This window comes from Pseudomonas sp. KCJK8993, from assembly GCF_046230915.1.
GTDB lineage: Bacteria > Pseudomonadota > Gammaproteobacteria > Pseudomonadales > Pseudomonadaceae > Aquipseudomonas > Aquipseudomonas piscis.
In genome coordinates, this window is the sequence record NZ_JBJJLO010000013.1 from 79,517 (window position 1) to 90,543 (window position 11,027).

General features: G+C 65.8%; 8 protein-coding genes and 1 pseudogene. 7 read left to right on the top strand and 2 right to left on the bottom strand.

All coding sequences use genetic code 11. The features are described 5' to 3' along the window. The first annotated feature begins 266 nt into the window (after nucleotides 1-266). The 6 genes and pseudogenes from ACK6AU_RS06970 to ACK6AU_RS06995 all read left to right on the top strand — a co-directional run bounded on the left by ACK6AU_RS06970 (nucleotide 267) and on the right by ACK6AU_RS06995 (nucleotide 6,696). On the top strand, nucleotides 267-2,495 hold the full coding sequence (locus tag ACK6AU_RS06970; protein ID WP_409298437.1) for a DUF1631 domain-containing protein: 2,229 nt from the start codon (nucleotides 267-269) through the stop codon (nucleotides 2,493-2,495). A gap of 64 nt (nucleotides 2,496-2,559) precedes the next feature. Further along, a complete protein-coding gene (gene ampD / locus ACK6AU_RS06975; protein ID WP_022642186.1) occupies nucleotides 2,560-3,120 on the top strand; it encodes a 1,6-anhydro-N-acetylmuramyl-L-alanine amidase AmpD in 561 nt (186 codons plus the stop codon). After that, the gene (ampE, locus tag ACK6AU_RS06980) at nucleotides 3,117-3,953 is read left to right on the top strand and encodes a regulatory signaling modulator protein AmpE (RefSeq protein WP_185699063.1); all 837 of its coding nucleotides are present in this window, start codon (nucleotides 3,117-3,119) and stop codon (nucleotides 3,951-3,953) included. The genes ampD and ampE overlap by 4 nt, the downstream gene beginning before the upstream one ends. Nucleotides 3,954-5,100: 1,147 nt before the next feature. Further along, a pseudogene (locus ACK6AU_RS06985) lies at nucleotides 5,101-5,304 on the top strand (HAMP domain-containing protein); the annotation flags it as partial. Nucleotides 5,305-5,457: 153 nt separating this feature from the next. After that, complete coding sequence (locus ACK6AU_RS06990) at nucleotides 5,458-6,162, top strand: methyl-accepting chemotaxis protein (RefSeq protein WP_409298451.1); 705 nt, start codon at nucleotides 5,458-5,460, stop codon at nucleotides 6,160-6,162. Between the two features lie 162 nt (nucleotides 6,163-6,324). Next, the gene (locus ACK6AU_RS06995) at nucleotides 6,325-6,696 is read left to right on the top strand and encodes a hypothetical protein (protein WP_185699065.1); all 372 of its coding nucleotides are present in this window, start codon (nucleotides 6,325-6,327) and stop codon (nucleotides 6,694-6,696) included. Here the strand turns inward: ACK6AU_RS06995 and ACK6AU_RS07000 are convergent. Beyond that, entirely contained in the window at nucleotides 6,682-7,473 is a 792-nt protein-coding gene (locus ACK6AU_RS07000; protein WP_409298440.1) for a TatD family hydrolase, read from the bottom strand. The genes ACK6AU_RS06995 and ACK6AU_RS07000 overlap by 15 nt on opposite strands. A 3-nt stretch (nucleotides 7,474-7,476) precedes the next feature. Further along, nucleotides 7,477-8,472, bottom strand: a complete 996-nt coding sequence (gene cra / locus ACK6AU_RS07005) for a catabolite repressor/activator (RefSeq protein WP_185699067.1) — start codon at nucleotides 8,470-8,472, stop codon at nucleotides 7,477-7,479. A gap of 297 nt (nucleotides 8,473-8,769) precedes the next feature. Between cra and fruB the strand changes: the two genes are divergently transcribed. Continuing rightward, on the top strand, nucleotides 8,770-11,027 hold a 2,258-nt coding region (fruB, locus tag ACK6AU_RS07010; RefSeq protein ID WP_409298442.1), incomplete at its 3' end, for a fused PTS fructose transporter subunit IIA/HPr protein.

Sequence of the window (11,027 nt, forward strand, 5' to 3'; positions counted from 1 at the left end):
TCGCTTTGTCTGAATGGATGAGAGATTTTTCCTAGAAACATAAGGGTTATTTCCGGGGAGTCGACAGAGTCTGCTGGCGCAACAGGGGAGTTTTGCAAGATAATGTGACTTGTAATTGACGTCATAGCTTTGACGTGTCTTTGGCTTCCCCTTACATGAAGTGCAGCGCAGTGCATTTATGCCTTCGCTCAGAGTCGGTTGTGAGCGTCACCGGCTCGGCAGGACCTTTATATCGAAACGAAGAAACACCTTTTCCGGAGGCGTGGATGCACAACGACGGGAATGTAGTGCCTTTGCACAAGGCCGCTACAGATCAGGCGAGCGCTTCGCCGTTGGCCCGCCTGCCGGTGATTCTGCTTCAGGTTCGTGACAAGGCCGCCCAACAGCTGCGCCATGGCTTGCAAGAGCTGTTCGATAACGCCGACGACACCTTGTTCGAGATGGCCGACCGGGCCCAGGACAACATCGAGCAGAACATCCTGTTCGAGGCCATGCGCGACCTGCGCCTGAAGCGCAAGAGCATCGAGCGCGGCTTTCTCGAGAAGTTCTTCGAGGCCTTCGCCGGCCTGGTCCAGTACGACCCGGCCCTGGTCATCGCCCATGCCGCGGCCTACGACCCGGAGCAGCAACCCTCCCGCGATGACCTGGAAAAGACCGTCGCCGTGGAGGCCATGGTGGCCAGGGTGCTCAACCGGGCCGGCTTCGCCCTGGGGCACCTGACCGCACGCCTGGGAGTATTGCTGGGCCGGCGCCTGGCCGAAGGCGAGAACCCCCTGGGGCCGGCGCTGCTCTGCGAATATTTCCTGCAGGCCGGGCGCAGCCTGGGGGTGGAGATCAAGGTCAAGCTGATCATCCTCAAGCTGTTCGAGCGCTACGTGCTCAGGGAGGCCGAGCAGCTCTATGCCGAGGCCAACCAGCTGCTGATCGCCACCGGCATCCTCCCCGACCTGCTGCCGGCCCCGGCGCGGCGTGCTTCGGACCGGGTCCACGCCGAGGTCCAGGACGAGGCTGGCCAGGGCGGCGCAGGTAAAACCGGACAACATCCCTTCGACGAAAGCGTCCAGGAAGTCTTCGCTGCCCTGCAGACCCTGTTGCTCCATGTGCGCGGCAGTGTGGCGCCGACCCTGGAAGCCAGTGCCGAGCCCCTGCCGATTTCCACCCGCGACCTGCTGCGCCTGCTCTCGCACCTGCAGCAGTACGTGCCGCCACCCAGCCACCAGGACGATTTCGACCTGCGCAACCAGCTGGAGCAACTGCTGACCCGGGTCAGCGTCAAGAGCGGCAAGTCGCGAGTGGTGGATGTGGCCGACGAAGACGTGATCAACCTGATCGCGATGCTGTTCGAATGCATCCTTGACGACCGCAACCTGCCGGACTCGCTCAAGGCGCTGATCGGCCGCCTGCAGATCCCCATGCTCAAGGTGGCGGTGCTGGACAAGAGCTTCTTCAGCCGTGGCAGCCATCCAGCCCGGCGCCTGCTCAATGAAATCGCCGCCGCAGCCATGGGCTGGGGCGGCTGTGACGACCACCAGCGTGACAGCCTGTACCTGCGTATCGAACAAGTGGTGCAGCGGCTGTTGAGCGAGTTCCGCGACGACCCGGCGATCTTTTCCGAGCTGCTGGCGGACTTCCTGGCCTTCACCGCGGACGAGCGTCGTCGGGCCGAGTTGCTCGAACAGCGCACCCGCGATGCCGAAGAAGGCCGGGCCAAGGCCGAGCTGGCCCGGCGCCGGGTGGAACAGGCGCTGAACCAGGCCTTGCTGGGCAAGGTCATGCCCCAGGTGGTGGTGGATTTCATCCGCGATGCCTGGAGCCAGGTGCTGTTGCTCAGTTGCCTGAAGCACGGCGACGACTCGCCGCAGTGGCAGGCGGCCGAACAGACCATGGAACAACTGATCTGGAGTGTGCAGCGCCACGCCGAGCCGGATACCGCCATGCGCCTGCTGGCCCTGGTGCCCGGCTTGCTCAAGGGGCTGCGCGACGGCCTGAGTGGCGCGGCCTTCGATCCCTTCGCCACCAGCGAATTCTTCGCCCAGCTGGAGCTTTTGCACCTGCAGGCGTTCGAGCACCAGGCCCTGGCCACGCCACCGCCCGTGGTCGCTCGGGAGCCGGCACCTACGGACATGGTCGAGGTGGCCCAGCAGATCGTCCTGCCCAGCGCCGAGGAAGGCCCGCTGGAAGCGGCGCCCCTGGCCTTGCCGGTCAACGACCCGAGCCTGCAACTGGTCGACCAGCTGCGCCTGGGGGCCTGGGTCGAGTTCCAGGAGGATGAAGACAGCATCCTGCGCTGCAAGCTGGCAGCCATCGTTCCCCATCCCGTGGCCAAGTACGTCTTCGTCAACCGTACCGGGATGAAGGTGCTGGAGCGCACCCGCATGGGCCTGGCCCTGGAATTCCAGCGTGGCGCGGTACGCGCCCTGGACGACACCCTGCTGTTCGACCGGGCTCTGGAATCGGTGATTGGCCATCTGCGGCGTCTCAATCACGGCAAGTGATCGCAACCGGCACCGGGATCGCGGCATACTGGGCCACTCAAGGCTTTATGTTGAAGGAATCGGTATGCGGCTGGACCCTGCCACGGGTTGGTGCGATGGCGTACGTCACTGTCCGTCACCCAATTTCAATGAACGCCCGGCGGGCGAGATTTCCCTGCTGGTGATCCATAACATCAGCCTGCCGCCGGGGCAGTTCGGCACCGGCAAGGTGCAGGAATTCTTCCAGAATCGCCTCGATGTCACAGAGCATCCCTATTTTGCCGGGATCGCCGACTTGCGCGTGTCCGCGCATTTTCTGATCGAACGTGACGGCGCGGTCACCCAGTTTGTCTCCTGTCTGGAGCGGGCCTGGCATGCCGGGGTGTCGAGTTTCGAGGGGCGCGAGACCTGCAACGACTTTTCCCTGGGCATCGAGCTGGAAGGCACCGACGAGCTGCCGTTCACCGATGCCCAGTACCAGGCGTTGAATCTGTTGACCGAGCAATTGCAGGCGGCCTTCAGCGCCATCACGCCACACAGGATTTGTGGCCATAGCGATATCGCGCCCGGGCGCAAGACCGATCCGGGCCAGGCTTTCGACTGGGCACGCTATCGTGCCGCCTTGGAAAAAGGGGAAGGACAATGAGTTTTCTGGTGTTGCTGCTGGCGGTGTGGATCGAGAAGTTCTCGGCCTTGCGCCAGAAAGTGCAGCGCGATGGCTGGTGGCTGGCGCGCCTGGCGCGATGGGAGTCGAGCCCGCGCATGGCCGGGCGTCCCTGGAGCCTGCTGGGCTTGCTGGTGCTGCTGCCGGTGCTGGTGCTCGGTTTGCTGTTGCTGATCGTGCAGCCGCTGGCCTACGGCTTGCTGGCGGCGCCGCTGCACCTGCTGGTGGTGATCTACGCCCTGGGGCGCGGCGACTTGCTCGGCGGCCTGGGGCCGTTTCGCGATGCCTGGCGGCGCGAGGACCTGCAAGCGGCGCTGCATGTGGCCAAGCGTGACCTGGACATCTGCGCCGATTCTGGCGAGCAGTTGCTGGAGCGAGTCCAGGGCCATCTGCTGTGGCAGGCCTACCAGGGCTTCTTCGCGGTGATCTTCTGGTACTTCCTGCTGGGTCCGGTCGCGGCGCTGAGCTACCGCTTGCTGGCGCTGGCCGCCGAGCATGGCAAGAACCCGGCGCTGGTGGAGCGCGCGGCGCAGCTGCGGCATGCCTTCGACTGGTTGCCGGTACGGCTGCTGGCGGCAAGCTTCGCCCTGGTGGGCAACTTCGTGGCGGTGGGCCGGGTGATGCTCCACGAACTGCTCAACTGGCACATCGACGCCGCGCATCTGGTGGAGGAGGTCGGCCTGGTGGCCGCTGAGATCCCGCCGCCAGTCGCCGGCCCCGAAGGCATCAACAGCCTGGATCGCATCTGGGAACTGTTGCTGCGGGCCGCCGTGCTCTGGTACGCCGGTTTCGCCCTGTATACCGTGCTCATCTGAGCCCTCTGGCGAGGGGGCCGGCTCCCTCGCCCTTGTTCCCCGCAGCCCCCTGGCGCGATTAACTTTAAGTTACAAAACCTCTCCCGAAATTACGCTATACAGACGGAGCGCCGAATAGTGGCTATCTGCTGCCTTCGCCTGCCTGCCAATAAAAATAAAAGAAAAGGGAGACTTCTTTGTGAAGAGCTTGCTCTATCCCGCCGTCGCGCTGATGAATCGCCTGAGCTTCGGCATGAAGTTCAGCCTGATCAGCGTGCTGTTCTTTGTCCCCATGCTGGTGACCAACTTTTATCTGGTGCGCGATTCCTATCGCGAGTTCCAGGGCACTCGGGTCGAACTGCAAAGCCTTGACCTGCTGGGCAGCAGCCTGGCCCTGCGCCGCGACCTGGAGACCCTGAACAACCAGGTGCAAATCAACGCCGGCCTGGGCCAGTCCGGCAAGGCGGGGGACCTGGAGAGCAAGATCGCCGCCCAGGAGCGCCTGGTGCTCGAGCGCCTGCAAGCCATGCAAGCGGTGACCAGCGACCCCCAGCAGGTGGAGATCTTCAACGCCAAGCGCGATGAACTGGTAACGGCCTTCAAGGCCCAGCAAGTGGAAAACTCGCTGCTGAACAAGAGCGGACTGATCGGCAAGTTGCTGGGCAGCGCGCAGCTGTTCAGCCAGATCATCGCCAGCCAGTCGGGCCTCAGCCGTGATGCCCAGGGCGATATCCGCCAGCTCAGCGAGCTGATCACCAGCGTCACCCCGCAAGTCACCCAGATCCTGGGTGAGGGCCGGGCCATGGGCGCCTTCTCCCTGGGCCAGGGTTTTCTCAATTCGTCCTCCAGCACCCGTTTCGATGAACTGCTGGTGCAGATCGAAAAACTCCAGGCCGAGTATGGCCTCAAGCTCCAGGACGCCCTGGGCTCCAGCCGCGCCGCCCACGATGCCCTCGACGGCGCGGCCAATGCCAGCAAGGCCAGCCTCAAGCAGGCCAGCGAGCTGTTCGAGGAGCAAGTGGTGATGGCCGAGACCCTGGAGGCGCCCTGGCCGGCGTTCTACGAGCAGGTCAGCCAGCTGATGGGGCAGACCTACCAGCTCAACGAAAACACCCTGAAGTTCCTCGACGTCGAGCTGCAAAAGCGCCTGGCGCAGAACCGTAGCCACATGGTGCTGCTGGTGGCGGCCCTGGCCCTGGTGTTCCTGGCGATCGTCTACCTGTATGGCGGTTTCTACGCCTCGACCCGCACCACCCTGCGTCGCCTGGGCGTGATGATGGACAAGGTCGCGGCCGGCGACATGACCGTCACGTTCACCGCCCACAGTCGCGACGAGCTGGGAGAGCTGGGCAGCCTGTTCAACGGCACGGTGCTGAAGATCCACGATCTGATCGAGCGGGTCGGGCATACCGTCAGCGAGGTCGAGCGCCAGGCCGGGCAAGTGGAAAACGTCTCGGCCCGGAGCAACCAGGCGGTGGCCGGCCAGCGCAGCCAGATCGAGCAGGTGGCCACGGCGATGAACCAGATGTCCGCCACCTCCCAGGAAGTGGCCCGCAGCGCCGCGGCGGCGGTCAGCAGTGCCCATAGCGTCAACGACGAAACCATCAGCGGCCGGGGCCTGGTGGAATCCCAGCAAGGCAGCATTGCCCGGCTGGCCAGTGAAATCGACCAGTCGGTGCGGGTGATCAACCAGCTGGCCAGCGATAGCCAATCCATCAGCCGGGTACTGGAGGTGATCAAGAGCATCGCCGAGCAGACCAACCTCCTGGCCCTCAACGCCGCCATCGAGGCGGCCCGGGCCGGCGAGCAGGGGCGTGGATTCGCCGTGGTGGCCGATGAAGTGCGGACCCTGGCCAAGCGCACCCAGCAGTCCACCGAGGAAATCGAAGACATGATCGGCAAGCTGCACGGCGGGGTCAGTGCGGCGGTCAAGGCCATGGGCAGCAGCCATGCCATGGCCAATGGCACGGTCGATCAGTCGGAGAAGGTCCAGCAGGCCCTGGAAAACATCCTCGGCGCGGTGGGCATGATCGTCGACCAGAACCAGCAGATCGCCGCGGCGGTGGAGCAACAGACGGCGGTGGCCCATGACATCGACCAGAACATCGTCGAGATCAACCGCGCTGGCGAGCGTACCGCCGAAGGCGCGCACCAGACCGAGGATGCCAGCCGCCAGCTCGCGGCCCAGGTGGTCCAGCTCAAGCAATTGATCGGCGCGTTCCGGGTCTGAGCCAGCCCTGCCGTGCAGCCCGGCCCGGCCGGGCTGCCACAAGCTGTAGTAATTAATCGCTTTGTCCGGGGTGTTTTTCCTGTTTTTCTGCGTTTTTTCCGGGCGCCGCCTGCGCCCGGCCAGTCAGCCATGGCGTGCCCATGGCCCTGAGGAAATACGCCGATGACCGTTTCTTCCGGAGTCCTGGGACGCTGCGCCCACTGCCAGGCCCTGCTCGACCTCGAGCCCTGGCAACTCAACGCCATGGCCATGCAGGAACCCTTTGCCTGCAAGCACTGCCACAAGCCGCTGAAGCTCGACTGTCCCGAGCAGATCAAGCGCCTCAAGACCCTGGGCTCGTTCGCCACCCTGCGGGCGCTGTTGATCGTGCTCTGTGCCACGGTGCTGCTGGTGAGCCTGGCGTTGCAGTGGATCGGGCTGCTGGAGCGCAGCCTGCAACTGGGCATCTCGGCACTGGTGCTGGTGGGTTATCTGCTGGTGATGGCCATTGTCCGGCGTCGGCAGCGCCGGCCCTTGCTGCTACAGGCCGGCTGAGGGCCAGCCGAACACCGCGCAAGCGTTACGGGTGCTGGCGCTGGCCAACTGCTCGGCGTCGACGCCGATGATCGCGGCCAGGGCCGCGCAGATCTCCGGCAGGTGCTGGGGGCTGTTGCGCTGGTGGGGGTACATCGCCGGGGCCATGTCCGGCGCGTCGGTCTCCAGCACCAGGGCTTCCAGCGGCAGCTCGGCGAGCACCTTGCGCAGGCGCAGGGCCTGGGGCCAGGTCGCGGCGCCGCCCAGGCCCAGCTTGAAACCCAGCTTGAGGTATTCGCGGGCTTCCTCGCGGCTGCCGGCGAAAGCGTGGATGATCCCGCCGCGCTGGAGCTTGAAGCGCTTCAGGGTGGCGATCACCGCCGCATGGCTGCGCCGCACATGCAGCAGGGCCGGCAACTGGAAGTCCGCCGCCAGCTGCAATTGAGCCTCGAACAGCGCCTGTTGGCGCTCGCGGTCCAAGTGCTGGAGAAAGTAGTCCAGGCCGATCTCGCCCACCGCGCACAGTTGCGGATGCCCGGCCAGGCGCGCCAGCCAATCGCCCAAGTGTTGCAGGTCGGCGGGCTGGTGATCGTCCAGGTACACCGGGTGCAGGCCGAAGGCCGCGTAGAGCTGCGGGTCGCCTTGCACCAGGTCCCAGACCCGCTGCCAGTTGCCCTGGTAGACCCCCAGCACCACCATCCGGCCGACGCCCCGGGCGCGGCTGTCGGCCAGCAGCGCCGCACGATCGGCGTCGAAATCCGGAAAATCCAGGTGGGTGTGGCTGTCGATCAGCTCCACGGTTCAGCCCTGCTGGATACGCTGCTTGAAGGTCCGGGCAATGGCCTGTACGCCGGGCTGGTACTGGCCTTCTTCGATGGCCGCCAGGGCCAGTTGCAGGGCGGTATCGGCGATCAGCTGATGTTGCTGGGCCATGGCGTTGACCGGCAGCGGCAGGAAGTCCAGCAACTGGGTATCGCCGAAGGTGCCCAGGCGCAGCGGCCGGGACTTGAGCGGGAAGTCGTGCAGGGCATCGAATACTCCTTGCAGCAGCACATAGGAGGTGGTCACCAGGGCGTCGGGCAGGTGGCCCAGGCGCTGCAGCAACTCTTCCATCAACTGCCGGCCGCAATCGCGGCTGAAGGCTTCGCCATGCTCGATCACCACGTCGCCGCCGAAACCTTCCAGGGCCTGGCGGAAACCCGCGGCCCGCTCATGGCTGATGCTCAGCTCCGGGCGGGCGCCGAGCAGCACGATCTGCCGGGGCTCGGGTTGCAGCAGGCTCTGGGTCAGTTGCAGGCTGGCTTGCAGGTCGTCGCTGATCACCGAGCAGAACTGCCCGGCCGGCATCACCCGGTCGATGGCGATGATCGGCAACCCCTGGGCCTGCAATTGCTGGTAGCTGTCGTCTTCCGGCGGCAGGCAACTGGCGACGATCAGGGCATCGCAGCGGCGCGCACGAAACAGTTGCAGCAGTTGCCGTTCGCTGTCCGGCGCATCGTCGGAGCTGGCGATCAGCAACTGGTAGCCCCGGGCCCGCGCCCCTTGTTCGAGCAACTTGGCGATCCGCGCGTAGCTGGGGTTCTCCAGGTCCGGGAGAATGAAACCCAGGGTCCGGGTATGGCGGCTGCGCAGGCCGGCCGCCTGGGGATTGGGGGTGAAGCCGTGCTCTTCGACCACTGCCCGCACCCGTTCCACGGTGGCGTTGCTGATGCGCTGCTGTTCGGCCTTGCCGTTGATGACGTAACTGGCGGTGGTGACGGACACACCGGCCAGTCGAGCGATATCACTGAGTTTCAACCCGGGATTTCCTTATTTTTGGTGCTTGCCCCGACATTTTCGCCAATCCTACCTGATCTGTGCAGGCGACCAATGTCGGAAGCGGCAGGCGACCATCAGGACTTCAAGAGGCGAAGATTATCGAGTAACTTGCCGATCCTGCTAGATTAAACGTTTCAGCAGGCGTATTTTCTCGGCCACAGCCTAAACGTAGAAGCGCTTCCGCCCGCTGGCCAGTCCCATTCTTGGCCATGACAGCGCCTACGCTGCTGACTTAAAACAATACCTAGCGCGCCCCCGCGCTAAATAGGAGAACCCATGCTCGAACTCACCGTAGAGCAGATATCCATGGGCCAGACGGCTGTGGATAAGTCCGCGGCATTACGCTTGCTGGCCGACACATTGGTGGCCGATGGCCTGGTGGCCGCCGGTTACCTGAGCGGCCTCGAACAGCGCGAGGCCCAGGGCTCGACCTTCCTCGGCCAAGGCATCGCCATCCCCCACGGCACCCCGCAAACCCGCGACCAGGTCTTCGCCACCGGCGTGCGCCTGCTGCAATTTCCCGAGGGCGTGGACTGGGGCGACGGGCAGATCGTCTACCTGGCTATCGGCATCGCCGCCAAGTCCGACGAGCACCTGCGCCTCCTGCAATTGCTGACCCGCGCCCTGGGCGAGACCGACCTGGGCCAGGCCCTGCGGCGCGCCAGTTCCCCGGAAGCCCTGCTCAAGCTGTTGCAGGGCGCGCCCCAGGAACTGGCGCTGGATGCGCAGATGATCGGCCTCGGGGTGGCGGCGGAAGATTTCGAAGAACTGGTCTGGCGCGGCGCACGCCTGCTGCGCCAGGCCGAGTGCGTGAGCAACGGCTTTGCCGCGGTGCTGCAACAGGTGGAGGCGCTGCCCCTGGGCGACGGTCTTTGGTGGTTGCACAGCGAGCAGACCGTGTTGCGCCCAGGGCTGGCGTTCGTCACCCCGGACAAACCCATCCGTTACCTGGGCCAGCCTCTGAGCGGCCTGTTCTGCCTGGCCAGCCTGGAGGAAGCCCACCAGGCCCTGCTGGAGCGCCTGTGCGCGCTGTTGATCGATGGCCGTGGCCAGGAGTTGTGGCGCGCCACCAGCAGCCGCGCGGTGCTCGAAGTGCTCGGCGGTGAGTTGCCGGCGGACTGGCCCAGCGCCCGTATCGCCCTGGCCAACGCCCACGGCCTGCATGCCCGCCCGGCCAAGGAACTGGCGCAGTTGGCGAAGAACTTCGAAGGCGAAATCCGCATCCGCATCGCCGATGGCAAAGACGCCGCCGTGTCTGTGAAAAGCCTGAGCAAGCTGCTGAGCCTCGGCGCGCGGCGCGGTCAGGTGCTGGAACTGATCGCCGAACCGAGCATTGCCGCCGATGCCTTGCCCGCATTGCTGGCGGCCATCGAACAAGGCCTGGGCGAAGCCGTCGAGCCATTGCCGGCGGTCAGCGCTCCCCGGGAAGAGCCGCAGGACGTCGTGGTGCCGATCAGCGCCCCGGCTTCCGGCAGCCTGATCCAGGCCATCGCCGCCGCTCCCGGCATCGCCATCGGCCCGGCCCACATCCAGGTCCAGCAAGTCATCGACTACCCGCTGCGGGGCGAGTCCGCCGCCATCGAGCGCCAGCGCCTGCAGCAGGCCCTGGGCGAGGTGCGCGAGGACATCCAGGGATTGATCCAGCGCAGCCAGGCCAAGGCCATCCGCGAGATCTTCATCACCCACCTGGAAATGCTCGACGACCCCGAGCTGGTGGACGAGGTACAGGCCCGCCTCCAGCAGGGCGAAAGCGCCGAGGCCGCGTGGATGAGCGTGATCGAAAGCGCCGCCCGGCAACAGGAGTCCTTGCAGGATGCCTTGCTCGCCGAACGCGCCGCCGACCTGCGCGACATCGGCCGCCGGGTGCTGGCGCAACTGTGCGGCATCGAAACCCCGGCCGAGCCGGACCAGCCCTACATCCTGGTGATGGACGAAGTCGGCCCCTCGGACGTCGCGCGCCTGGATCCGACCCGGGTCGCCGGCATTCTTACCGCTCGCGGTGGCGCCACCGCCCACAGCGCCATCGTCGCTCGGGCCCTGGGCATTCCGGCCCTGGTGGGCGCGGGCGCCAGCGTGCTGCTGATCAAGTCCGGCACGCCCTTGCTGCTGGACGGCCAGCGCGGCCGGCTGCATGTCGCCCCGGACCCGGCGACCCTGCAGCGGGCCGCCGAGGAGCGTGACACCCGCGAGCAACGCCTCAAGGCCGCCGCCGAACAACGCCATCAACAGGCCCGCACCACCGACGGTCACGCGGTGGAAGTGTTCGCCAACGTCGGCGAAAGCGCCGGCGTCGCCGCGGTGGTGGAGCAGGGCGCCGAAGGCATCGGCCTGCTGCGCACCGAACTGATCTTCATGGCCCATCCCCAGGCCCCGGACGAAGCCACCCAGGAAGCCGAATACCGCCGCGTGCTCGATGGCCTGGGCGGACGGCCGCTGGTGGTGCGCACCCTCGATGTGGGCGGCGACAAACCGCTGCCCTACTGGCCGATCGCCCAGGAGGAAAACCCCTTCCTCGGCGTGCGCGGCATCCGCCT

Coding starts and splice junctions, on each gene's coding strand:
- ACK6AU_RS06970 (WP_409298437.1), top strand. CDS start 267: ATGCACAACGACGGGAATGTAGTGCCTTTGCACAAGGCCGCTACAGAT.
- ACK6AU_RS06995 (WP_185699065.1), top strand. CDS start 6,325: ATGACCGTTTCTTCCGGAGTCCTGGGACGCTGCGCCCACTGCCAGGCC.
- ampE (WP_185699063.1), top strand. CDS start 3,117: ATGAGTTTTCTGGTGTTGCTGCTGGCGGTGTGGATCGAGAAGTTCTCG.
- ACK6AU_RS06990 (WP_409298451.1), top strand. CDS start 5,458: ATGTCCGCCACCTCCCAGGAAGTGGCCCGCAGCGCCGCGGCGGCGGTC.
- ampD (WP_022642186.1), top strand. CDS start 2,560: ATGCGGCTGGACCCTGCCACGGGTTGGTGCGATGGCGTACGTCACTGT.